At 36.9% G+C, this 26157-nt stretch carries 19 protein-coding genes, 3 tRNA genes and 1 other annotated feature; of the genes, 19 read left to right on the forward strand and 3 right to left on the reverse strand.

Features of this window, described 5'->3' with window-relative positions; genetic code table 11:
* Positions 1-49: 49 nt before the first annotated feature.
* Both AB3I12_RS11735 and AB3I12_RS11740 read left to right on the forward strand, forming a co-directional pair.
* Positions 50-123, forward strand: a tRNA-Asn gene (locus tag AB3I12_RS11735).
* A 249-nt stretch (positions 124-372) separates the two neighbouring features.
* Positions 373-723 (forward strand): iron-sulfur cluster biosynthesis family protein, encoded by a 351-nt coding sequence (locus AB3I12_RS11740; RefSeq protein ID WP_010718741.1) that lies wholly within the window; start codon positions 373-375, stop codon positions 721-723.
* A gap of 459 nt (positions 724-1182) precedes the next feature.
* On the opposite strand, the gene AB3I12_RS11745 is transcribed toward AB3I12_RS11740, so the two are convergent.
* Positions 1183-1255: transfer RNA gene (locus tag AB3I12_RS11745), tRNA-Thr, on the reverse strand.
* 207 nt (positions 1256-1462) lie between these two features.
* On the opposite strand from AB3I12_RS11745, the gene AB3I12_RS11750 reads away from it, so the two are divergent.
* The 4 genes from AB3I12_RS11750 (at position 1463) to AB3I12_RS11765 (ending at position 4919) form a co-directional block, all read left to right on the forward strand.
* Positions 1463-1536 (forward strand) — tRNA-Asn (locus AB3I12_RS11750).
* 185 nt (positions 1537-1721) lie between these two features.
* A complete protein-coding gene (locus tag AB3I12_RS11755; RefSeq protein ID WP_010718740.1) occupies positions 1722-3050 on the forward strand; it encodes an aminopeptidase C in 1329 nt (442 codons plus the stop codon).
* A gap of 282 nt (positions 3051-3332) precedes the next feature.
* Positions 3333-4166 (forward strand): fructosamine kinase family protein, encoded by an 834-nt coding sequence (locus AB3I12_RS11760; RefSeq protein ID WP_010718739.1) that lies wholly within the window; start codon positions 3333-3335, stop codon positions 4164-4166.
* Positions 4167-4181: 15 nt separating this feature from the next.
* Positions 4182-4919, forward strand: a complete 738-nt coding sequence (locus AB3I12_RS11765) for an acyl-ACP thioesterase domain-containing protein (protein WP_063627456.1) — start codon at positions 4182-4184, stop codon at positions 4917-4919.
* Positions 4920-5268: 349 nt separating this feature from the next.
* Here the strand turns inward: AB3I12_RS11765 and AB3I12_RS11770 are convergent, their stop codons facing one another.
* Entirely contained in the window at positions 5269-6237 is a 969-nt protein-coding gene (locus tag AB3I12_RS11770; RefSeq protein WP_010718737.1) for an asparaginase, read from the reverse strand.
* Between the two features lie 155 nt (positions 6238-6392).
* On the opposite strand from AB3I12_RS11770, the gene AB3I12_RS11775 reads away from it, so the two are divergent.
* The 13 genes from AB3I12_RS11775 (at position 6393) to AB3I12_RS11835 (ending at position 24308) form a co-directional block, all read left to right on the forward strand.
* Entirely contained in the window at positions 6393-7226 is an 834-nt protein-coding gene (locus tag AB3I12_RS11775; protein WP_010738073.1) for a DUF72 domain-containing protein, read from the forward strand.
* A gap of 14 nt (positions 7227-7240) precedes the next feature.
* Positions 7241-8080: a Cof-type HAD-IIB family hydrolase gene (locus AB3I12_RS11780; RefSeq protein WP_010738072.1), complete on the forward strand. Its 840-nt coding sequence runs from the start codon at positions 7241-7243 to the stop codon at positions 8078-8080.
* Positions 8081-8144: 64 nt separating this feature from the next.
* A complete protein-coding gene (locus tag AB3I12_RS11785) occupies positions 8145-8675 on the forward strand; it encodes a haloacid dehalogenase (protein WP_010738071.1) in 531 nt (176 codons plus the stop codon).
* A gap of 222 nt (positions 8676-8897) precedes the next feature.
* Complete coding sequence (locus tag AB3I12_RS11790) at positions 8898-10619, forward strand: septation ring formation regulator EzrA (protein ID WP_010718733.1); 1722 nt, start codon at positions 8898-8900, stop codon at positions 10617-10619.
* A gap of 155 nt (positions 10620-10774) precedes the next feature.
* Complete coding sequence (locus AB3I12_RS11795; protein WP_010738070.1) at positions 10775-11917, forward strand: cysteine desulfurase family protein; 1143 nt, start codon at positions 10775-10777, stop codon at positions 11915-11917.
* Between the two features lie 18 nt (positions 11918-11935).
* Entirely contained in the window at positions 11936-13147 is a 1212-nt protein-coding gene (thiI, locus tag AB3I12_RS11800) for a tRNA uracil 4-sulfurtransferase ThiI (protein WP_010718731.1), read from the forward strand.
* A 352-nt stretch (positions 13148-13499) separates the two neighbouring features.
* Positions 13500-14147 (forward strand): redox-sensing transcriptional repressor Rex, encoded by a 648-nt coding sequence (locus AB3I12_RS11805; RefSeq protein WP_010718730.1) that lies wholly within the window; start codon positions 13500-13502, stop codon positions 14145-14147.
* A gap of 423 nt (positions 14148-14570) precedes the next feature.
* Positions 14571-17924 (forward strand): hypothetical protein, encoded by a 3354-nt coding sequence (locus AB3I12_RS11810; protein ID WP_063627455.1) that lies wholly within the window; start codon positions 14571-14573, stop codon positions 17922-17924.
* A gap of 161 nt (positions 17925-18085) precedes the next feature.
* Positions 18086-18326 (forward strand) — a binding site (T-box leader).
* 47 nt (positions 18327-18373) lie between these two features.
* A complete protein-coding gene (locus tag AB3I12_RS11815; RefSeq protein WP_063627454.1) occupies positions 18374-21019 on the forward strand; it encodes a valine--tRNA ligase in 2646 nt (881 codons plus the stop codon).
* A gap of 215 nt (positions 21020-21234) precedes the next feature.
* A complete protein-coding gene (locus AB3I12_RS11820) occupies positions 21235-22548 on the forward strand; it encodes a folylpolyglutamate synthase/dihydrofolate synthase family protein (protein ID WP_063627453.1) in 1314 nt (437 codons plus the stop codon).
* Positions 22538-23194 carry an HAD family phosphatase gene (locus AB3I12_RS11825; protein WP_010718726.1) on the forward strand — a complete coding sequence of 219 codons (657 nt, stop codon included), beginning with the start codon at positions 22538-22540 and terminating at the stop codon, positions 23192-23194. The genes AB3I12_RS11820 and AB3I12_RS11825 overlap by 11 nt, the downstream gene beginning before the upstream one ends.
* A gap of 57 nt (positions 23195-23251) precedes the next feature.
* On the forward strand, positions 23252-23944 hold the full coding sequence (radC, locus tag AB3I12_RS11830; RefSeq protein WP_034698946.1) for a DNA repair protein RadC: 693 nt from the start codon (positions 23252-23254) through the stop codon (positions 23942-23944).
* A gap of 163 nt (positions 23945-24107) precedes the next feature.
* A complete protein-coding gene (locus AB3I12_RS11835; protein ID WP_010718724.1) occupies positions 24108-24308 on the forward strand; it encodes a cold-shock protein in 201 nt (66 codons plus the stop codon).
* A gap of 165 nt (positions 24309-24473) precedes the next feature.
* Here the strand turns inward: AB3I12_RS11835 and AB3I12_RS11840 are convergent, their stop codons facing one another.
* Positions 24474-26156, reverse strand: a complete 1683-nt coding sequence (locus AB3I12_RS11840) for a ribonuclease J (protein WP_010718723.1) — start codon at positions 26154-26156, stop codon at positions 24474-24476.
* Between the last annotated feature and the right edge of the window lies 1 nt (position 26157).

Genomic DNA, 26157 nt, shown 5'->3' on the forward strand with positions numbered 1-26157 from the left:
ATAAGTTTATCTTATGTGTGTGTTCGTTGTAAAAAACGAACAAGGTGATTCCGGCATAGCTCAGTTGGTAGTAGCGCATGACTGTTAATCATGATGTCGTAGGTTCGAGTCCTACTGCCGGAGTATTTAGACACGATAGAATTTCTATCGTGTTTTTTTGTCTTTATATATTTTGGGCACAGTATAGGACTAGTTAATTTATCAGTGCGATTGAACAATAGGTTTTTCTTACTGGATGCGATTAGTCTGGTATTTCAAAAGATAACTTTTAACAAAAGGAATAGTTTAGGCGGGAACTGAGCAGATGGTTCGCTTCATAGAAAGAAACGTGCTAGCATCGTAAGGTAATGAGAGTTGGAGGTGGAAGGTAATATGTATTTAAAAATCTCTGAAAAAGCGCAGGAAAGATTAGAAAAGTATATCCAAGAAGGTGCCACCATCATTCTTGACCTAGATGATGGTGTGGGTAAGTATTCTAAGATGGGTGTGTGTTCGTTAGATACGAGCTTCCGTCTATTGTTATTAGCTAGCAAACAAGAGAAAACAGACTATCCAATGAAGATTGACAGTGATATGGGAGCCATTTATATCAAAGACTATTCAAAAATGTACATGGATGAAACGATGACGTTAACTTTAGACCCCCGTTTAAATAGTTTTAAACTTGAATCCCCTAGTGGAACTTTGGATAACCAAGTCCCTTTAGTTGATTTACGCCCTTAAAGACATGCAGTTGTGACAGCAGTGTTTAGCACTGAGAAATAAGCTGGAGAATCCAAAAATAGTTCTTCTTATTTTTTGGATTCTCCAGCTTATTTTCGATACTACTTGGAACATCGTAGATCAGAGGATGCGAAAAGAGCGTTTTGATCTGAGCGCTCACTAAGTAGAAACTGCGATGAGTAATTGCAGGGCCAATAAGGATGGGGATCTTGAAACAGCTTCTCATATTATGAAAAATTCAGGCTTATTGCAAGGAGTGGTTGATTGAACACTGTTTACTCGTTATTAGAGTAAACGTAAGATTTATATCTAAGACTCTAGTCCTTTACGTTTATTTACAACTATCTATTCATTACAGCTTAGTTTTATTAGCTATAAAATCATATAGTATTTAAAAAAATGAAGATAAAAAAACAACGTAACCTTATTGTTAAAACAACAGGTTACGTTATCTAAGTAAGCCACTTGCCGGGCTTGAACCGGCGACCTCTTCCTTACCATGGAAGCGCTCTACCAACTGAGCTAAAGCGGCATGATTTCTTAATACAAGTAATAGAATAACGAAAATAATCAATTTTGTCAATATCTAAAACAAAAAAAATTTGGTTTCATAGGATGATCATTCTAAATTGTATAAATAACAAATTTTGTGCAGTGATTTTTGTGAAAAAACAAAAAAATATGTAAAAAAAGTATTGCGTTATTTAAGATAAATTGATATTATATACATGTACTTGATTCCGGCATAGCTCAGTTGGTAGTAGCGCATGACTGTTAATCATGATGTCGTAGGTTCGAGTCCTACTGCCGGAGTACTTCAACCACAGCCTCTAAGCTGTGGTTTTTTTGTTATTCTCAAAAACTTTTGAGAATAACAAAAAAGGGTTGTCGTGAGGGGGATTCAGTCGATTTGTTGTAACGATTAAAAGTGAGTCGTTGTATTTCAAACCACTTAAGGGTAGAATTAAAGATATATTTTTGATTGGAAGGATGATTGGATGAAAGCTATTACACCTGAAATGACGAAAAAATTTGCAAAAGGTTTTGAAGAAAACAACAAGCAACAAGCTCTACAAAGAGCGGTAGTAAAAAATGGGATCACCGCTTCTGCTGAAAATGTGGCTGCCCATGTGTCTAATACACCGGTTTTTTCAATTGATTTATCAACGGGAAAGGTTTCAAATCAGAAACAATCTGGTCGTTGCTGGATGTTTGCAGCATTAAATACTTTCCGACATAAATTGCTCAATCAATTCCATTTGAAAGAATTTGAATTATCACAAAACTATACGTTTTTCTGGGACAAATATGAAAAAGCTAATTATTTTTATGAAAATATTATCGCAACAGGGAATGATGCCTTAGATAGCCGAAAAGTAGCCTTTTTATTAACAACCCCACAACAAGATGGCGGACAATGGGATATGATCGTTTCCCTCTTCCAGAAATATGGTGTAGTTCCTAAATCTGTTATGCCAGAAAGTGCAAATAGTTCAAATTCACGAGATTTAAATAATTACTTGAATAAATTGTTGCGTAAAGATGCGACGGTCTTACGTGAAATGATTGCCGGTGGTGAAACTGCTGAAGCGATTCAAGCAAAAAAAGAGGAAATGCTAGAAGGAATCTATCAATTTTTAGCCATCTCCTTAGGAACACCACCAAAAGAATTTGATTTTGAATACCGTGACGAAGAAAACAATTATCATATTGACCAACAGCTTACACCTCAACTCTTTTATGATAAATATATTGGTGTAAAACTAGATGATTACGTTAGCATCATCAATGCACCGACAAAAGACAAACCTTTTGATCGTTCTTACACTGTAGAAATGTTAGGGAATGTGGTTGGCGGGAAAGAAGTTCGTTATTTGAACGTAGATATGTCAACGTTTAAACAGTTGGCTATTGCCCAACTGGAACAAGGAGAGTCTGTTTGGTTTGGTTGTGATGTCGGACAATCTTCAACTAGAGATAGTGGGGTCATGGCACTGGATGTTTACGACATGGATGACTTATTCGATGTAGATTTTACGATGACTAAAGCACAACGTTTAGATTATGGTGAAAGCTTAATGACCCACGCGATGGTATTGACGGGAGTCGATCTTGTTGATGGTAAATCAACGAAATGGAAAGTCGAAAATAGCTGGGGAGAAAAAGTTGGCAATAAAGGATTTTTTGTAATGAGTGACGATTGGATGAACGAATACACGTATCAAATCGTTGTTCGCAAAGATTTGTTGTCGAAAGAGCAACTCCAAGCCTTCAATGAAGAACCAATCGTTTTAGCTCCTTGGGATCCAATGGGCGCATTGGCTTAAAAAAACTGATTCTACTCAAAGTATGAAGAAAATAGACGAATTGGTGTTTCAGATTACTGAAAAAGAAAGTAAATGAGGGATTGAAAGAAAGAGAGGTTAGTCTTCGAAATTAGTAGGATTGCTAATTTTGAAAGAAGCCTCTCTTTTTTTGTCTATAAATATGAGCAATGGACTTTTACTGTTGAACAAAGAGTTACTAGACTCATTTTCTTTGTTTTAGATTCTCTGTGATATAATGATAGCTAACAAATAGGTTGGAAAAGCATGTAAGGAGGAGTAGAGATGAATATTCAGTCGGTGTTAGCAGAAATCCAATTAGAAGGCAAAGTGATACCTATCACTGGTGGGGACGTTAATCAAACGTATCGAATTGAAGAGCAAAATAAATCATATTTCTTAAAGCTTCATCCTAATATTGGAAAGTCTTTTTTTGAAGCGGAAGTGGATGGGTTAAAAGAACTAGCTCCCTACGTTCGAGTACCTGAAACTTACATGCTGGGTGAACAAAAAGATGGTGCCTATCTTTTGATGGAATGGATCGAACCTGGCAAAGGAGATCAAAAAGATCTAGCCGTTTCTTTGGCGAAATTGCACAAGGTAACCGCTCCTCAATTTGGGTATCGAAAGGATAACTATTTAGGGACCGTTCCGCAATTCAATCATGTGGAAGAAGATTGGTGGCTTTTCTTCTTTAAAAATCGTCTAGAAAGTCAAATTGCTTTGGCACAAAAAAACAACCATTGGAATCAAAACCGCCAAGAAACATTTATTTCTTTTAAGCAATACGTGTTAGAAAACTTTAGTGATAAAAAGATTGTCCCTAGCCTCTTGCATGGCGACTTGTGGAGTGGTAATGTGTTCTTTGATCAGCAAGGAGAACCAGTCTTCGTTGATCCAGCCGTTTCTTACGGTGATCGTGAGCAGGACATAGCTATGAGCCAGCTGTTTGGTGGGTTTCGTCCAGAGTTTTTACAAAGTTATCAAATGGTCTATCCTTTGGAAAAAAATTGGGAAAAGCGATTGCCGATTTACCAGTTATATTATTTGTTAGCCCATCTAAATATGTTTGGGGAAAGTTATGGTTCACAAGTGGATCAATTATTAGCGAAAAGATAAGAGGAGGGTGTTTTTTTGGCAAAGAGATATACAAAAAAACATGAAGTTTCATATTATGAATGTGACATTAATCAGACCATGACATTTCCATCAATGTTAGGAATCGTGATCAAGACATCGGAAGATCAAAGTGATGCGCTTGATTGTGGTAGTAAATTTGTCAATAGTTTTGGACTGACTTGGGTCATTACCAATTATTCAATGACAATCACTCGTTTGCCAAAAGTAGGAGAGACGATTTCTATAACAACACAAGCCATGGAGTACAATAAATTCTTTTGTTATCGTAATTTTTGGATTCATGATGAAGAAGGCACAGAACTGGTGAAAATAGAATCAGTTTTTGTATTAATGGATTTTGTGAATCGGAAAATGAGTAGTGTCAATGAGGAAATTATTGCGCCGTTTGAAAGCGAAAAAATCAAAAAAATCAAACGGCAAGAAAAAATAGAAAAGATCGAATCGGGCATGATGTTACCTTATCGCGTGCGTTTCTATGATATCGATAGTAACCAACATGTGAACAATGCCATGTATTTCAACTGGATTATTGATGTCTTAGGCTATGATTTCTTGACGACATATGTACCAGAAAAAGTTTTGATCCGTTTTGACAAAGAAGTGGAATATGGCAATGAAATTGAAAGTCATTATGAACAAGTAGAGATGGAACATGGTGTGAAAACAAGACATGAAATCAGAATGCAAGAACAACTCTATTGTGAAGCAAATATCACTTGGAAAAATAAATAAACAGCTAATAGCAAACGATGTTCCAATCGGAAAGAAGTTGTCGCAGAAGTGTCTAGCTCTGGGAAATAAGCAGGAACAACAAGCGGAAAAAGCTCAAAACAAAACTGTTTTGAGCTTTTTTGATTGATTGCCGAAGTGCTGAATAATAAAGAATTCTTTAGGTGTTCATACTTTTGGACATTCTAACATGGAAATAAGACTTTTGGATATCCAGTAATAGGTAAGGATCGATAACCTTCCATGATTGAAAAAAGAATGCGCAAAATTGGTTCAATTGCTAAACGAACTCTGGATTTTTTTAGAACGGAATTTTAATGTCAGGAATTTTCGTATGTGATTTAGCTATAACTTATTGAGTAATAAACGAAATCAATGATTGATCTTTTAACCCGTGATTCAAGGCAATCAGTAGTTTGATGCGAGCTTTTTGGCTATTGATGCTATTACAAAAAATAATCCCCATGTTTGCTAATTCTTTTCCGCCACCCTCGTAGTCATAAACAGGTTCTGCTATCCCATTAAAACACCGGGAAACTAAGACCACTGGGATTTTTTGTACTAATAATTTTTTCAAAGCTGTTACAGCTTGTGGTGGTAAATTGCCAGCTCCTAAAGCTTCGATCACTAGGCCATCTACTTTGGTATGGGCGATAGCTTCTAATAGATCACCTTGCATCCCCGCATAAGCCTTAACGATTGGGATCGTACCATTGACTGAAGTGATATCTAAGCGTGTAGTTTCTAGTAATTCTTGCATAAATAAGATCCGATGTTTTGTTACTAGACCAATTGGACCTAATGTGGGTGTACGAAAAGTGGCAACATTTGTCGTGTGGGTTTTGGTCACGTAACGTGCGGAGTGGATCTCATCGTTCATTACGACCAATACACCTTTTCCATTTGCTTCCTTACAACTAGCGACTCGAATAGCACTCTCGAAATTGTACAGCCCATCGCTCCCTAATTCGTTGCTGGATCGCATAGCGCCAGTTAGTACGATCGGCAGTTTATCTCCAATCGTCGTGTCTAAGAAAAAGGCGGTTTCTTCTAACGTATCTGTTCCATGAGTGATTACAACACCGTCAAACCCCAAATGATAGGCTTCATTAATCCGATTTTTTAAAATTAACATATGTTTAGGCATGATATGAGGTGAAGGAAGATTAAAGATATCTTCTATTACTAAATCAACATCTTCTGGAATTTCAATTTCAGCATCTAGCAAAGGATTCACAACATCAGGACTCACTCCACCAGTTAAAAGATTTTCTCTCATGGCAATCGTTCCGCCAGTGTGTAAAATTAGAATTTTTTTCATTTTTTTTCGGACTTCCTTACATATAATTTTGCATAGGCTTTAACGCTTATTGTATACTATATGAAAGAGTTTTGCTATCCGTGGCATTGAGCAATGAGTAGTAAATCTCACTATACATAGTTGATTTTTGGATGGAAAAGCAAAGGTGGCTTGAAATGATACGAATCGGATTAACCTCATTTAAAGAACATGATAAATTGACTGGAAAAAAGAATAACACACTTTATGAGTATGCTAGATATTTGCCATTAGTGGAGCTTGATACAGCTTACTATGGAATCCCAAGACGAACTTCGGTAGAAAAATGGGTGCAAGAGGTTCCAAATGATTTTCGTTTTGTTGTTAAGGCGTATCAAGGGATTAGTGGTCAAAGAGACTGGGAAAAATATTATCAAACAGAAGAAGAAATGATTGCTAAATTTCTGGAAGTAATGAAACCAATGAGTGATGCGAACAAGCTTTTTTGTTTTTTAGTCCAATTTCCAGCTTCCTTTAAATGCACCAAGGAAAGTGTACAATACCTACGTAAGCTTCGAAAATGGTTTGCTGGCTATCCGGTAGCAATCGAACTTCGGGACTTTTCGTGGTACAGCGAGGAATTCGTTGAGCGCACGAGAAGCTTCATGACTCGAGCAGAATTTTCTTTGGCAGTAATTGATGAACCACAGTTGTTAAACACAACAGTTCCTTTTGACCCATTCATCACGAATCCAGACTTTGCTCTTTTCAGGTTTCACGGAAGAAATGCTCAAGGTTGGCAGGCCAATGATAAAGATTGGCGTAAAAAAAGAACTCTTTATCGCTATTCTGAGCAGGAACTGAGAGAACTAGCAACTGCTATTGACTCTGTTAGCTCAAAAACGAAAGAAATCGGAATTATCTTTAACAACAATTCTGGTGGAGATGCTGCAGAAAATGCGTTAGCTTTACAAAAAATATTAAAAATAAAACCGGAAGGCTTAAACCCACAACAAATGGATTTATTTTAGAGAGGGAGCGTTGAATGATCAAAGCAATTTTTTTTGATATTGATGGCACATTAGTCAACGACCGTTCAAAAGCACTTGCTTCGACTAAACGTGCGATTAGCTATGCTAGAAAAAATGGGATATTGTGTGGTGTAGCAACTGGGCGGAGTCCAGTTAAAATCAAAGAAGTGATTGATGAATTGGAATTAGATATGTATGTTGTCTATAATGGACAATTGGTATTTACTGCCGAACGAACGATTGTAGATCAACCATTTGATCAAGTCGTTTTAAGTAAGATCGTGGAATATGCTGATAAGAACCATCGCCAGATCATTTTTGGTGGAAGAGATCAACTAGCTGGTTCGACCACGATGCTATTAGGACAGTCGATTTTAATCAAACGTTTAGTTAGTTTATTACCAAAAAAATTTCCCGTTCGATTGATGAAAAAAGGACTGCAAATGTTTAGCCCACATCGACAGAAAAAGCGATATGAGGCACTGGAGATTCTTGATGAACCAATTTACCAATGTATTTTATTGAGTCAGGAATCAGAACAAGAAAAATTAGAAGAGCGGTTTCCGGAGTGCAGCTTTCAACGGTCCAATGCGTATACCGTTGATATCATTCCAAAAGGTGGCTCAAAGCTTTCAGGAATTGCAGCCTTTGCCAAAGACATGGGGATCGAAATGACCGAGATCATGGCATTTGGTGATCATTATAACGACATTGAGATGCTGGAAGGTGTCGGAATCGGGGTTGCTATGGGGAATGCTCAAAAAGAAGTTAAGCAAGCTGCTGATTATGTGACGGATACCAATGAAAAAGACGGAATTTATCAAGGACTGAAGCATTATGGTTTGATTTACTAAAACAGTTGATAGACTAGACTTCAGTAAAAATGTTAAGAGAAGTAAGAAAAGAAGGTAGAAAAAGATGTCTGAGAAAACACCCTTTCAACAAGTAGAAGAGTTTCATAAAATTTTTGATCCTCGTTCACCTGATGTACCGACTGCATTTTCGAAACAAGCAGCCATTTATCGTGCAGAATTTAAAATCGAAGAATTAGTCGAATTGATTGCGGCCAATTGTCAGGGAGATCAGGAACAATTACACGAAGGAGTAACAGCTCTTCACGAAGCATTAGAGAAAGCAGAACAAAAAATGTTGACTAAAAAAGAATGGGGACAAGCACCTTTGATCGAGCAAGTCGATGCTTTAACCGATCTTTTATATTTTACTTATGGTTCTTTTTCATTATTGGGTGTTGATCCTACGAAGATATTTGAGATCGTTCACCAAGCAAACATGGGGAAATTATTCCCAGATGGTAAACCACATTATCATCCGGTCACGAGTAAGGTATTAAAACCTGATAACTGGGAAGAGCAGTGTGCCCCTGAACCTAAGATCGCCAAAGAAATTCAACGGCAAATCGCTCAAGCGACTCGAAAGAAACAGTCTTGAATAGACGAAACAAACCAAAATAAACCGGCGTTTCATACTGGTTATGCTATTTTCTAGGTAGGAATAAAAGATTTTCGATGAAGTTAGTGAATGCTTAAAAATTGTGTGTTATAATTTACAATAGATGTCTTTTGCACGGAAGACGTATTTATTGTTTTATGCACACAAATTATTTAACTAAGCATAAAAAATAGATGCATATTGAAAACGGAGGTACCTTAAATGGGAAATAATGTTATCATCGGAATCGTCATAGCAATCATTATAGTCGCCCTAGTCGTCTTTTTGGTTAGTTACTATATGAAGAAAAAAAACCAAGATCGATTGGACGCCTTGGAAAAGCGCAAGGAAGAATTATTCGACTTGCCTGTGATTGAAGAAGTCGATGATGTTAAAAAAATGCATCTGGTGGGGCAAAGCCAAAATACCTTTCGTGAATGGAGTCAAAAATGGAATGACATATCCACTTCCTCGTTTGCTGAGTTAGAAAGTCAAATTTTTGAAGTAGAAAATCTTAATGAGAGTTTCCGATTTTTAAAAGGTAAAAAAGCTGTGATCGAAGCAGAAAAAACCATGGACCAAATGGAAAAGAAAGTTTCTGAGATTCGTGATGGACTAAAAGAGTTACGTGAAACAGAAGAACGTAATTCACTAGCGGTTCAGCAAGCTTTGGATGTCTATGAAGAACTGAAAGAAACAATCAGAGAAGATGAGCAAGAATACGGTCCTGCGTTTCCTGAATTACAAAAGCAAGTCAAGATGATCGAAAATGAATTCACGCAATTTGTTGCATTGAATACTTCAGGTGATCCTGTTGAAGCTCGAGAAGTTTTGGATAAAGCAGAAAAACATACGTATGAAGTTGAAGCTTTGATGAAAAAAGTTCCGCCGCTATTTGAAGATTTGAACACTACTTTCCCAGAACAACTGGAAGAAATCCAGCAAACTTATGAAAAATTGATGCAGGAACAATATGTTTTCCCAGAAGAAGATCTTGTTGGTGAGATTGAAAAAGTAAGCCATCGTATTGAAAGTTCATTAGCAAATCTTGAAAAAACAGAAGTTGAAACGGTTGAATTCGAGAATCGTGAAACTGCTAGTATGATTGATTCGCTCTACGACATTCTAGAGCGGGAAATGGAAGCCCAAAATTATGTCACAACCAATCAAGCAACCATTGAACAATACATCAAACATGCCACAAAAAACAATCGTCAATTATTGATTGAGTTAGATCATACTGCTCAAAGTTATGCGTTGAATCATAATGAAATTGGTCGAGTACGCGGATTCCAAACAGAAGTGGAAGAAATCGAACGTCAAAACGAACAGATGAAACCACAAATCCAGCAACACTTGCTACCATATTCTGAAGTACGGACTTTCTATAAAAAAGTATTCAAAGTTTTAGAAGATATCGAAAACCAACAAGTTGAAATCGATGACTCACTACACGAGTTAAGAAAAGGTGAAAAAGAAGCGCAAGAAAAAATCGATACTTTCGAATTTAAATTGCGTAATTTAAAACGTTTTGTGGAACAACAACGTTTGCCTGGTCTACCAAATGATTATTTAGAATTTTTCTTTGTGGCAACTGATCGGATTGAAGAGCTAAGTATCGTGCTAAATAAAATCAGAGTCAATATGGAAGAAGTCAATCGCTTAGTTACGTTATGTGAAGAAGATTTAGACTTACTTGATAAGAAAACGCATGATTTAGTGGATGCTGCAGCACTGACAGAACAAATGCTACAGTATGCAAATCGTTATCGCCACACACATGAAGAAATCAGAGAAGCAATTGATAAAAGTTATTACTTATTCAATAAGGAACATCATTATCAAGAAGCTTTGGACGAGATCGGTACAGCACTCGAACGTGTTGAACCTGGTGCTTTCAAGAGAATTGAAGATTTTTATTTTAAGAATCCTGATTTAGTTTAATAAAACTAACTAAAAAGGCAACACTGGTCAATCCACCAAGTGTTGTCTTTTTTCGTGTTCAATTACACGAAACTTTCTGAAAAAACAACCTCCTCTTGAAAGCAATTGGGACAACCGTTATAATAGTAAAGAATTTCAAAAAAGAGGGGTTTCTTATGATATATTTTGATAATAGTGCGACAACCCCAATCTTTCCGCAAAGTTTAGATGCCTATATAAAGACAAGTCAGCGGATTATTGGGAATCCGTCAAGTTTGCATGATTTAGGCAATCAAGCAAACCGTTTGTTACAACAAGCTAGAAAACAAATTGCTGAGCTGATCACTGTTACTCCAGATGAAATTTATTTTACTTCTGGTGGGACAGAAGGCGATAATTGGGTACTTAAAGGGACGATGATTGAAAAACGTGAATATGGAAACCACATGATCATCTCTGGGATAGAACATCCTGCTGTAAGTGAAACAGCTGAACAACTTAAATCTCTAGGGGTAGAAGTTAGTATAGCGCCAGTAAATAATCAAGGATTTGTCATTGTTGATGAATTGAAGAAACTAATTCGTAAAGACACGGTGTTGGTTTCAATCATGGCAGTCAATAACGAAATTGGATCAATCCAACCAATTTTAGAAATCAGTGAGTTGCTAAAAGAATACCCTAAAATCCATTTTCATGTGGATGCTGTGCAAGCAATCGGAAAAGTTTCTTTATCTGAATGGCTGACCGAAAGAGTTGATTTTGCGACGTTTTCAGCTCATAAATTTCATGGACCACGGGGTATAGGTTTTATTTATTGGAAGAAGGGACGACGTTTAGCACCGCTTCTTAATGGCGGTGGCCAAGAAAAAAATCAGCGAAGTGGAACAGAAAATGTTCCTGCGATTGTCGCAATGGCGAAAGCCTTACGAATTGCACTGGATCGAAAACTTCAAAAGCCAGATCACACCAAACATTTAAAAGAGGCATTGATCAACGCTTTGAAAGCCTATGAAAAAGTGACTATTTTTTCAGAGGGAGAAGATTATGCACCACATATCTTATGTTTTTCACTCAAAGGGATTCGAGGAGAAGTCCTTGTTCATGCGTTAGAAGAAAAACAAATATTTATTTCTACAACTAGTGCTTGTTCTTCTCGTAAACACCTTGCAAGTAGCACGTTGCATGCCATGCATGTGCCTGATGATTTAGCTACGTCAGCTGTTCGCATTAGTTTAGATGAAAGTAATTCTATGGCAGAAGTAGAACAATTTATGATCATTTTTAAACAATTATATAAGAAATTTTCAACCATCAATTAATCAATAAGGAGTGTTTTTGTGAAATATAGTGAAATCATGGTCCGCTATGGTGAACTGTCAACAAAAGGAAAAAACCGTAAAAGTTTTATTATGCAACTTGCTCAAAATGTTCGTCAAGCATTGAGTGATTTTCCCGAAATCAAGATCCATGCTGATCGTGACCGGATGCACCTACTGTTAAATGGTGCTGATAGTGCGTTAGTTATACCTAAATTGGCTAAAATTTTCGGTATCCAAAATTTCTCACCAAGTATTCGAATCGAAAAAGATGTTCAAAAGTTAAAAGATGCAGTTCAAGCTATCATGAAAGAAGTCTATACAGGAAAAGAAACCTTTAAAATTATTGCGAAACGTAGTGACCACGACTTTGAATTAACAAGTAATGAATTAAATCAAACGTTAGGAAATGCGGTGGTAGATATCTTCCCTGATATAGAAGCACAAATGCGTAAACCAGATATTCCACTACGGGTAGAAATCCGTCGAGATGCTGCTTACCTATCCTATGAAACGATTAAAGGAGCAGGCGGGTTGCCAGTGGGAACAAGCGGTAAAGGCATGTTGATGTTGTCTGGTGGAATCGATTCACCTGTGGCTGGTTATTTTGCTATGAAGCGTGGTGTCGAAATTGAAGCGGTCCACTTTGCTAGTCCACCTTACACGAGTGAGCAAGCATTACAAAAAGCAAAAGATTTAACAGCAAAATTGACTCCTTATGTCGGTAAAATCGAGTTTATCGAGGTACCGTTTACTGAGATCCAAGAAGAAATCAAGAAAAACATTCCACAAGGGTACTGGATGACGATTACTCGACGGATGATGCTGCGATTAACGGATGAGATCCGCCGATTACGCCATGGTTTGATTATCCTTAATGGGGAGTCTTTAGGACAAGTAGCTTCGCAGACCTTACAAAGCATGGTTGCTATCAATGAAGTAACGAATACGCCTATCATTCGTCCAGTTGCTACGATGGATAAATTAGAAATCATTGAAGTAGCTGAACAAATCGATACCTTTGAGCTTTCAGTCCAACCATTTGAAGATTGCTGTACGATTTTTGCCCCACCTCAACCAAAGACTCGACCACGCCTTGATAAAGTTCATCAATACGAAGAACGTTTACCAATCGAAGAAATGATCGAACGAGCTCTTTCTGGTTTAAAAATGGAAACGATCCATACAGCTACCGAAGCTGAACAAGTAGAAGAATTTGCTGATTTGTTATAAGAGTCTTGAAATTATCGTGGAGCTTTGACAAGAATAAGAAAGTAGATTGAACCGTTTTTTTATGTTTAATAAAACATACTTTAAAAACATTACTTTTTATTTGTTCTTACACTTATTTGAGGTTGAGACAAAAGTGTTCAGCATCAAGAAATAAGAAGGAATTTCCGAAAATTGATTCTCAAATTTTTGGTCAATTTCGGCTTATTTCCGAAGATGCTACTTTTGTCTCACCGTTTATTCGTTTTTAGAGATACTAGTAGAGACTGAGACAATTTTTGTCCCAGTCTTGTTGCTCTAAGAGAGGATAAATGATAAACTGACTATGTGAAGAAATTAACAAAGGAGTTTGAAGATGGGAGAAAAAATAGCGGTTTTACCAAAAGCAACAGCTAAAAGACTACCTTTATATTTACGTTATTTAAAAATGCTCAATGATTCAGGTGTGAAGCGGATTAAATCAAATGAATTTAGTCAAATCACCCAAGTACCTTCTGCGTCGATCCGTAGAGATTTTTCATATTTAGGTGAATTGGGGCGCAGTGGCTATGGTTATGAAGTGCCTTATCTGATCGAAGTATTTGATCGGATCTTAAAGACGGAAGAGGAAAAACGAATTGCCTTAGTTGGGTATGGGAATCTAGGGAAAGCTTTAAAGCACAATAATTTTAGAAGAAATGAAAATTTGAATATCGTCTGTGTATTTGACAATGACCCTAAAATCGTCAACCAAGAAATCGATGGTCAATTTATTTATCCAATCGAACAGTTTGGCGAAATCGTCAAAAAAGAAAAAGTAACAGTTGCGATTTCAACGGTTCCAAGTAAACACTCCCAGTCAGCAATCGATGAAATTGTGAAAGGTGGCGTATCAGCGATCTTAAACTTTGCTCCTGACCGAGTGATCGTACCCAAGCATGTGAATATTCAATACATTGATTTGACGACAGAATTGCAAACGCTTATATTTTTTAACGAGAAATATTCAGAAGTTTTTTTATGACAATCCATAGTTTTAGCGCTTAGAGCCAATGTTTCTAAGCGTTTTTTTATAACGCATGTTTATATCTATTTTTGTTTGTTTACAATCATAATACTGATATAATAGCTTTCAGTTCATTGTATCATCGTGTGCAGGGATTATAAAATAACTGGTTTTTTTGAAAGGAGAAACCTTTTTTTAGGAGTGAATGACAGTAATAAAGATGAATGCAATGGATAGAATCACTGTTGTAAGAAAAAAGTTAATCTGAAGGAGGCGGTTATGAAACAAGTTGGAGTAAAAAATACTAATGAAGTTTAAGATTTGATTGAATGTACATAAAAGGAACAATCCTTAATTCTTATGATTCAGGCTAGATATGAATGTCTAGCAAAACAGACAAGCCACGGATGCTATAACAAAAAAATGTAAAGGATGGTAAAAATGAATCAAGAGAAGGTAAAAAATACAATTCTTATGGAAATGGAACGGTTTTCGGACAAAACAAGTGAAGGATACCACCAAATGAAAGCAGTGTTGAATAAATTCCCTTACAAAATAACTGCAGACTATCAGCAATTACTGGATACATTAAGAGGGGGGACGGCAATTAACAGATTTGAAACTCTTGATGAGCTGATAATGATGCTGAAACAAGAGAGAGTAATAACGAGAGAGATCGTGGAATCTTGTCTCTATTTTCAACAAAATTCTGATAATGTAATAAATCAGATTCATCTTTTTGATCTTCTAATGGTTCCAACTAGAAATCTGACAGAACAGCTCAACTTATTAACATCTTTAACTAATAGTTTATCTGTGGATGGTGATAAATTTTTTCATGAGAATGTTTTGTTTAGTATTAATAAAATAAAATTATCGACAGATGAAATCGAGAAAAAAATTAAAGAGATATGTATAGAATTACAATATGGCATGGACTCAGCTAAAGTCAAAGAGGATATTTTAGCTCGTACATTTGAACTATTAAACGAGGGCAGTGTAAAATACCAACAATTAGTCAATATGGAGCTAGATTATGAAGAAGGATGTAAAGAAATCGTAATTGATGGATTTTTTGGAATGATGCCTGACCCTGATGATAAGTATAAATGGTTTTTTGACTTTTTGAGAGATGATAAAATAATTTCTAAACTTCTCCAAAGAAAGAATTTATCAGAAGCTGAAAAAAAAACATATATTTCTATAGCTACAAATCATAGTGATTCGCCGTTTATTGGTAATAGCATTCCATATTTTAAAAAAATAAATATAAAAGAAAGTACCATAATCACAAAAAAAAGAATCCTTGATCAAGAGCTCGTTTATTTGATTGCTAAAGAAGTAACCCCAGAGTTGGCTGTAAAGTATGATGAAATATTAAGAGGAGAAGAACAAGGAACAGTTGAGGTGATGACACAAATTTATGTTGAGTCTCAGTCCACATTAGTAAAAGAGTCTGTTAGGCAACATGTCAATACTTCCTTCAAAGAAACGGACCGTTTAGAATTTTATAAAAAAAGTATCATCGAAAAACTAAAAAAAGAAAATCGATTAGATTTAGGGGATCAATTAGAAGATTTATTGAATAGTGGGGCAAAAATAGACCGATTTGATAGATTCTATAGATTATTGAATTCCCCAGAGTCAAAAAAACAGTTATCCTATTTAGGGAGACTTGTTTTTGGTGAAAATCAATGGCACAAATTTGAAACAGTTCAGGCATTTAAAGAAGAATTAAAGGAGACAGAAGCAAAAAAAAATAGTTCCTTATCGGAAATGATGAAAAAAGATCTGAGTGAAATCGAAAATCAGCGATACATGAATGGACTTCGATCAATTGATAATAAAATGGCGAACAATGACTATCTCAAGCAATTAAAACCCGAGCAGATCGCAACGATTATGCTTCAGTTAAAAGTTAATTACCCAAACTGGACGGAAAAAAACTTTGAACAAGTCAATAATCAATTAAGTACTTATTTAAATGAAGAGGATAAGATTCAAACAAACAAAATTTTGAATGAAAAAGAAGTGATCTTAAGAATATCCGCAATAAGCATGGAAATGGGAGAAAAAGCACAAACTATAATACTTGCCCCTACTGATAAAATAAAAGCTCTTGATATAGTGGGGGAAGTAAGAAAAGATTTAAAAAAACAAAAAGTAGATTACCTTTTTCCTATAATACTGGAAACGATTAATCATACACTAAGTGAAGAAAGAATTGATTGTTCGAATCGTTCGGATAGGGAAAAAGTATTAAATCTATTACAAGATTATCAGACAAAAAAAGAAATACTTCCAAAAATCGAAGAAGCACTCCAGCAAAAAAAGGAGGGAGAGACTTTATCAACAGTCATTTATTCTGTAATGAGTAGAGAATGGGGAAATTCAAGTGATGTAACTGATTTAAAAAAAAGGTTTGGGGATGACGGAGAAGGACTATTAAAGGAAACCAAGGACCTTTCACAAGCTGAGTCTCTTCTTCAATCAATTAAAGAAGCACTTCGTTCACAAAATATTAATTTTACTGAATCGGATGTCATCAATTGGACGGAAAAATGTTTATCAATGGATGAAAAAAAGCGGCAAAGTGAATCCCAAGTTGTAATAAATAAGATTAAAAATAGTTTATTGAAGATAAAAAATAAAAAAAATACAAAACAAGTCAGAGTCAATAAAGTAATTGAGACGTTTCAAAAAGATTTAAATAATAAAAAAGAAGAAATTAAAAAACAAATGAAATATAGTGTGATTGAGGTGTACGAATTTAGAGATGATCGACTTAGTATAGAGGAGCAATTTTCAAATATCCTTAATCAAAAAGAAAAGATACAACATTTTATACATACATATCCCAAATTAAAAAGTGTCATTGACGAGTGTAGCAAACAAATTCCTTTAGTTTCTGTTGATCTTAAGAAGGTAACGATTAATGAAGTTGAGGGTAACAATAATAAATATTTTAAGAATCTTAATCAGGTGCTGACTCCATTCGAAAGGGAGTGGTGGCAACAGGAAAGCGATAAGATTAAGCAGTTTATAAATACTTACGTAAGTCCGAATAACCTATTAGTGTCTGATGTGAATCGACAGATTGAAGAATTACTAATCAAGGATGAGCATTGTTGTTCCCAGGTTGTTTTGTCTTTCTTGGTATATTCATCTGGTGTATTTAAAAATATAAATCCTAAATACACGGCAGGGTATCTTAATAAAGACTCAGAACACCAACAGAATCGAGGGAAAATTAAAAGACTAGTTGAGAGTTTCGAGAAATTACACTCACATAGACAGGAAATGAAGCAACTTAAAGAACTGAATATAGATGTTGAACCAACTCCAATGCCTCAGGGAACAAGTAATCAGTCTCTAATAAGTAATTCAGTAAAGGAACCAGAGAGAAAAAAGGAGCAACCTAAAGAAAAGTCTGCAGGTATTGAACCAACATTAACACCTCTCGGAATCAGTAATCACTCTCTAACAGATAAACAAACCAAAACGCCCCTTGTAATAAAAAATCAAACATTCGAGGAGCAAATGAATCAGTCTACAAATGTGGCTGATAGTCTAAATCAGGAGAAGTCCGCTGGTATTCAATCAATACCAATTCCCAAGGAAATCAGGGATCAATCTCTAACAAATAAATCACCTCAAACGCCCAATAGTCACCCTGTAATAAAAATTCAAACACTAGAGGAGCGAATGAATCAGTCTACAAATAAGGCTAATAATCTAAATGAGATGAAGGAAGCAGGAAAAAATCAGTCTTCTGTAAGAGAGTTAAAAAATTAATTTGAACAGTCACGTTCTGAATAAGCAAACATTGTCACTACTGCTTATTGTTTAGTCAATTATTTATAATAGGCGAATCATAAGCCTGAAGAGGTACTATTTAGGGAAATACGATTCTTACCGTCTTTTATTGACTTTAAAATTGAACCATTGTAAAATGAGGCATGACGTTGATCAAGAGGAGTAACTAGTTACAGCCTTTTAGAGAGAGAACGAGATGGTGAGACGTTCTTAGGAGAGACTAGTGAAGGTAGCTTGGGAGTTTTTATCTTGAACCCTTTATCGTGTACAGCAAACCGATAAAACCTAGAGATAAACGAGTCGTGATCGTTAACTCACATGAGAGGTAGTAGGAAACTGCTACAAATTAGGTGGTACCGCGTAAATCAATACGTCCTAAAATACGAAAGTATTTTAGGACTTTTTTTATTTTTAAGGAGGACATCAGTATGACGGAAGAAAAAAATCTATCAACAAAATACAATCCGCAAGAAGTTGAAGCTGGCCGTTATGAAAAATGGTTGGAACAAGATTTGTTCAAACCAAGTGGCGATCAGAAAGCAAAACCCTATTCAATCGTAATCCCCCCACCAAATGTTACAGGAAAACTTCACTTAGGACATGCCTGGGATACGACTTTACAAGACATGCTGATTCGTCAAAAACGGATGCAAGGCTTTGATACCTTGTGGTTACCTGGGATGGACCATGCAGGGATCGCTACACAGGCAAAAGTAGAAGAAAAGCTTCGTCAACAAGGGATTTCGCGTTATGACTTAGGACGTGAAAAATTTGTGGATCAAGTATGGGAATGGAAAGAAGAGTATGCAAGCCATATCCGTGAACAATGGGCAAAAATGGGCTTATCTCTCGATTATAGTCGTGAACGTTTTACACTAGATGATGGCTTGTCAGAAGCTGTTCGTAAAGTATTCGTGACACTTTATGAAAAAGGCTTGATTTACCGTGGTGAATACATTATTAACTGGGACCCACAAGCACGCACTGCTTTATCGGATATCGAAGTGATCCACAAAGAGATTGAAGGTGCTTTCTACCACATGAGCTATGAACTGGCTGATGGTTCGGGTGTAGTGGAAATTGCAACGACTCGTCCAGAAACTATGCTAGGTGACACAGCGATTGCTGTACACCCAGAAGACGAGCGTTATCAAGCGTTGATCGGCAAAAAAGTAATTTTACCATTAGTAAATAAAGAAATTCCGATTATTGCAGATACGTATGTTGATATGGAATTTGGAACAGGCGTAGTGAAAATTACACCTGCGCATGATCCAAATGACTTTGAGGTAGGTAACCGTCATGATCTGCCACGTGTAAATGTGATGAACGAAAATGGAACGATGAATGACTTAGCTGGAAAATATGCAGGTATGGATCGTTTCGAAGCACGTAAAGCGATTGTCTCTGATTTGAAGGAAATCGGACGATTGATCAAAATTGAAAAAATGATCCATAATGTTGGGCATTCAGAACGTACGGGAGTAGTCATTGAACCACGCTTGTCCACACAATGGTTTGTTAAAATGGCTCCATTAGCTGAGAAAGCAATGAAAAATCAAGAGACTGATGATGCAGTTGAATTTTTCCCACCACGTTTTAATCAAACATTTTTACGTTGGATGGAAAATGTTCACGATTGGGTCATCTCTCGTCAATTGTGGTGGGGACACCAAATCCCGGCTTGGTACCATAAAGAAACGGGTGAAATGTATGTAGGGATGGAAGCTCCAGAAAATAGTGAAGAGTGGGTACAAGATCCAGATGTATTAGATACTTGGTTTAGTTCAGCATTATGGCCTTTTTCAACGATGGGATGGCCAGATGAAAATAGTGCTGATTATCAACGCTATTTCCCAACAAGCACATTAGTAACTGGCTACGACATTATCTTCTTCTGGGTTAGTCGAATGATTTTCCAAAGCTTAGAATTTACAGATCGTCGTCCGTTTGAAAATGTTTTGATTCATGGGTTGATTCGGGACGAACAAGGACGTAAGATGAGTAAATCTCTTGGAAACGGCATTGATCCAATGGAAGTGATTGAAAAATATGGCGCTGATGCCTTACGTTGGTTCTTATCAAACGGTTCAGCACCTGGTCAAGATGTCCGTTTCAGCTATGAAAAAATGGATGCAGCTTGGAATTTCATTAATAAAATTTGGAATGCTTCACGTTTTGTTATTATGAACAGTGAAGGCATGACAGTTGAAGATATTACGCTAACTGGCGAGAAAACTGTGGCAGACCGCTGGATCTTGACACGTCTAAATGAAACGATCGCTAAGGTTACTGAACTCTTTGATCATTTTGAATTTGGGGAAGCTGGGCGTCAGTTGTATAACTTTATTTGGGATGATTTTTGTGACTGGTATATCGAGATGAGTAAAGAAGTCTTGTATGGTGATGATGCTGTCTCAAAACAAACAACACAAAGTATTTTGGTGCATACGTTAGATCAAATTTTACGTCTATTGCATCCAATTATGCCATTTGTTACTGAAGAAATTTGGCAACACATCCCACATCAAGGTACTTCTTTAGTAGTTGCTGATTATCCGGTGGTTCATCCGGAATTTAATGATGAAACAGCTTCAAAAGGGATGGAAGTACTCAAAGAACTAATTCGTTCCGTACGTAATATTCGTTCTGAAGTGAATACACCATTATCCAAACCAATTACATTAATGATTAAGATCAATGATCCGAAAATCGGTCAATTCTTAACAGAAAATACCAGCTACATCGAGCGTTTCTGTAATCCAGAAGAGCTAACGATCTCAAGTGAAATCGTTGCGCCTGATCTAGCAATGTCAGCTGTATTGACAGGGGCAGAAATTTTCTTACCATTAGCAGGTTTGATCAATATCGAAGAAGAAATCAAACGGTTAGAAAAAGAACTAGCGAAATGGACAGATGAAGTGAAACGAGTACAAGGAAAATTAGGCAATGAACGCTTTGTTGCCAACGCGCCAGAAGAAGTGGTTGAAGCAGAGCGGACAAAAGAAAAAGATTATTTGGACAAACAAGCAGCAGTTACAGAAAGAATCCGCAGCTTAAGAACCATCCAGTAATCTGACATTCGAACAATCGTACAAATGCAAAAGAGAGCGGAAAGTAGTTGAAAAACATTTCCGCTCTCTTTTTAAGTAAAAAGCAAGACGTCAGCAAAAATAAGTAGAATCAGAATTGGCTATTCAGTATTTCTTCTTCTTTTACATACACTACGTCTTTTCCTGTGTTTCCGGTTGCTTTTTGCTATAATAAATATGGAATGGGGGAAACGTTGATGAAAATAGAAGAAGCAATCGCCTGGATCCATAGCCGCTTGCCATTTGGCTCTCGTCCGGGACTAGATCGAGTGGAGGCATTATTAGAGATAGTCGGGCATCCTGAAAAACAGGTGAAAACGATCCATATCGCAGGAACCAACGGAAAAGGTTCGACGGTTACGTATCTGAGATGTCTACTAGAAGAAGCAGGTCTGACAGTGGGGACATTTACTTCGCCGTATATTGAATCTTTTAATGAACGAATCTCGATCAATGGACAAGAAATTCCAGATCAAGACTTAATCAAGCTTGTACAAAAATACCGACCACTTGTTGAACATTTGGATCGATTTGAAGCAGTTGCCGGAATCACTGAGTTTGAAACGCTGACAGCAATGGCATTTGATTATTTTTTGTGTCAAAAAGTCGACGTTGCTATTATTGAAGTTGGGTTAGGCGGTTTACTAGACTCAACAAATGTTGCCGTACCATTACTTACAGGAATCACCACGATTGGCTTGGATCATACGGATATTTTAGGAGAAACAATTGAAGAAATCGCTGCCCAAAAAGCAGGAATAATCAAGCAAGGGGTGCCTGTCGTTACGGGAAATATCGAAGAAAGAGCTTTAGAAGTAATCAAAAAACAGGCTAGACTAAGAAATGCCCCCCTTCATATTTTTGGCGAAAACTATCAAGTTACTTATCAACATCCAGCTGAGCAATGGGGAGAAGTATTTTCATTTCATAATGAGCATGGAAAAATGACCTCGCTTACGATTGGCATGATTGGACAACATCAGACAGAAAATGCTGGTATGGCAATTGAACTATACCAAGTTTACTGCAAGATGACAGGAATACCATTTAGTGAAAAAGAAATTCGCAAAGGGCTGAAAAAAGCGCACTGGCCTGGACGAATGGAAAAATTAAGTGAAGAACCTTTTGTTATTATAGATGGCGCTCATAATACACATGCAGTCAGCCGTTTGGTTCAAAATTTGAAGAAAGAGTTCAAAGATTATCGGATCAATATTTTATTTTCTGCACTAAGTACAAAAGATGTAGAAGCAATGCTAGCCCAATTAAAAGCAGTTCCTAATGCGCATTTGTATTTAACGACGTTTGAACACCCGAAAGCATTGGATTTAAGCACCGTGACTGATCTTGTAGATGAAACAGTTTCAATTGTTTCATTATGGCAATTTGGTTTAGCTGAAATATTAGAAAAAATGACCAATGAAGATGTCTTAGTGGTTACAGGTTCCCTTTACTTTATTTCTGAAGTACGAACACTATTGTTACAGTTAGGAGGAAAAAATGAATTATAAAGCTGTCATTTTTGACATGGACGGGTTACTCTTCGACACAGAAATCGTCTACTATGAAGCCTCGCAAATGGTTGCTGATCAAATGGGCTTTCCTTACGACAAAGAATTGTATTTGAAATATCTAGGTGTATCAGATGAAGAGGTTTGGGCAAATTATCATCAGATCTTTGCAAGTTTTGGGAAAAATAATGTCCAAAAATTCATTAATGATGCTTATGAAGAAACGATCAGACGGTTTTCCTTAGGTGCAGTGCAATTAAAACCAGGAGTAATCGAATTACTGGACTTTTTAGAAGAACACCGAATACCTAAAGTTGTCGCTTCTAGTAACCAACGTCATATTATTGAGCTATTATTGGAAAAGAACCAACTGACAAACTATTTTGAAACGATTGTTTCAGCAGAAAATGTCAAACGTGCTAAACCTGATCCAGAAATCTTTTTGCTTGCCCATGAATATCTAGGAACGAAAAAACAAGAAACATTGGTTCTGGAAGATTCTAAAAACGGGATACTTGCAGCAGCAAGTGCGGAGATCCCAGTGATTATGATTCCAGATTTGTTGGCTCCTTCAGAAGACTTGCAACAAAAAACGTTAGCAGTTTTATCTTCTCTACACGAAGTACCAGGATATCTAAAAAAATAAAAATAGCTCCCCCCTTTTTTCGTATCTTATTAGTGAGAAGAAGAAAGGGGGGATTTTATGGAAAAAAATTTGCTGGATGCTGTGCCAGCAACCTCACTTCCAAGGGAGCGAATGTTGCTTTACGGAGAGAAAGCACTCTCTGATCAAGAATTACTTGCTATTTTATTACGCACGGGACAGCATCCCTATAATGTCTTGGAACTAGCAGGTAATTTGTTGAAAACATTTGGTGGACTTGCACTGTTAAGACAGGCAACGCTGTCGGAGCTGGAAAAAATACGAGGAATTGGTCAGGTTAAGGCTCTTGAAATCAAAGCACTGATCGAGCTAGGAAAAAGAATCCAAACACAGCATGTAGCGGTACAACCCACGATCCATGCCAGCTATGAATTAGCGCATCAATTAATCATAGAATTAAAGGATCACAAACAAGAACATTTGATTTGTATTTATTTGGATACTAAGAATCAAGTATTGTTGAAAAAAACGCTATTTATTGGTTCCCTGGATCAAACGATCGCACATCCAAGAGAAGTGTTCCATTATGCTGTTCGATATTCTGCAGCGAGAATTATTTTAGTTCATAATCATCCATCGGGGAATGTTCTTCCATCTAAACAAGATTTGCTTTTTACTAAAAGAGTTCAAAAATGTGGGGAGATGATGGGAATCGATGTCTTAGATCATTTGATCATTGGATGCAAACAGTATTTTAGTCTGAGAGAGGAGGGATTGATGGAAGAGGAATAAATTGAATAAGTGGAAGTAGCTTTCTTGCAAAAAAAAAGAACCAAGTGTACAATTATATTGTAATTTTGTTTGGGAATAGAAGTTGAAACATCTGTTGCACCTCTATCGTACGCGAGCAATGTTACAATCAATTAAGTGCTTAGGCACGAGGAGGGTATTATTAATGGAAAACGGAACAGTTAAATGGTTCAACGCTGAAAAAGGATTTGGTTTTATTTCACGTGAAGACGGAAGCGATGTTTTTGTTCACTTTTCAGCTATCCAAGGTGACGGATTCAAAACTTTAGAAGAAGGTCAAGCAGTGACTTTTGATGTTGAAGAATCAGATCGTGGCCCACAAGCTGCTAATGTTGAAAAAGCTTAAGTAGAGCGAGTAAACTAAATAAGTGTTGTTCACCTATTTAAACATGTTAAGAGCGTAAGTGATTACGCTCTTTTTTGTTACAAAAAAACTTATAATGGACAACTGCGCCGAACTTTACCCATCTATGTAGGTAGTCGGCGCATGTAGCCATTATAAGTTTTTCATTTATTTTTCTTCATCAGGTGTCATCACCATTGGAAGGATCATTGGATGTCTTTCTGTTCGTTCAAATAAGAAAGGTTGTAAAGCGCCTGTCATGGCTTCTTTCAGTTTATGTTCAGAGCAATCAGGAGCATTTAACACTTCACGCAATGCATGGAAAAGGATGCGTTGCGCCTCATTGATCATCTCACCTGATTCACGCATATAAACAAAGCCACGTGATAAAATATCAGGTCCCGCTAAAATTTCTTTCTTTTTGATGTCGACAGTAGCAACTGCCAGAACTAGTCCTTCTTCAGATAACAAATGACGGTCTCTCAAAACAACATTTCCAATGTCACCGATCCCGCTACCGTCGATATAGACGTCACCGGCAATAAAATGTCCGGCTGGACGAGCGGTTTCGCTAGTCAAAGCCAACACATCTCCATTTTCCATAATAAAGCAATTTTCAGCAGGTACACCAGTATCTTGAGCAAGGGAAGCATGGATCTTCAACATTCTGAATTCTCCGTGGACTGGAACAAAGTATTTAGGCTTCATCAAACGAAGCATCAGCTTTTGTTCTTCTTGACCACCGTGTCCAGAAGTATGGATATTGTTGATTTTCCCATGAATGACTTCTGCACCAGCTTCAGATAATAAATTGATCAAATGGTTGACGCTGGTAGTATTCCCAGGAATTGGTGAGCTTGAGAAAATGACGGTATCATCTGGTTGGATCTGGATTTGGCGATGGGTACCATTAGCAATACGACTTAAAGCAGCCATCGGTTCACCTTGAGAACCAGTACATAAGATCATCGTTTCATTCGCAGGTAATCGATTGATTTCATGTGCATCAACGAAGGTTCCTTCTGGGACTTTGATATAGCCTAAACGTTGGCCGTTAACGATCGCATTTTCCATACTGCGTCCAAAAACAGCAATTTTTCTGCCGGTAGCAACCGCTGCATCTGCTGCTTGTTGTAGACGGAAAATGTTTGAAGCGAAGCTGGCAAAAATGATCCGACCTTCGATTTTCTCAAAAATCTTTAGGATCGAAAGACCAATCGTTTTTTCTGATTTTGTAAATGTTGGGATCTCAGCATTTGTACTGTCTGATAGCAAGCAGAGTACGCCTTCTTCACCGATCCGTGCCATTTTGTGCAGGTTAGCAGGTTCACCGACTGGGGTGAAATCAAATTTAAAGTCACCTGTTGCAACGATATTACCAGAAGGCGTTTTTACAACGACACCCAACGCATCAGGGATACTATGGGTTGTTCTAAAAAAGCTGACCGATGTTTTTCTGAAACGAATCACGGTATCTTCATTGATTTCATGCAATTGTGCATCTCTAAGCAAGCCATGTTCATCCAACTTATTGGTAATCAGTGCAAGCGCTAATGGTCCAGCATAAATAGGGATATTCGCTTGTTTCAACAAATAAGGAATGCCACCGATATGGTCTTCGTGTCCATGCGTGATCACCAGTGCTTTCACTTTGTGTATATTTTGAACGATATAGTTGTAGTCAGGAATTACGTAGTCAATCCCAAGCAGATCATCTTCTGGAAACTTGATTCCAGCATCAATGATGATAATCTCATCTTGGAATTGTACCCCATACGTGTTTTTCCCGATTTCACCTAATCCACCAATAGCAAAGACGCCTGTCTCATTATTTTTGATGGAAAGTTTCATT

It is taken from the genome of Enterococcus sp. C65 (assembly GCF_040887165.1).
GTDB lineage: Bacteria > Bacillota > Bacilli > Lactobacillales > Enterococcaceae > Enterococcus_B > Enterococcus_B hirae.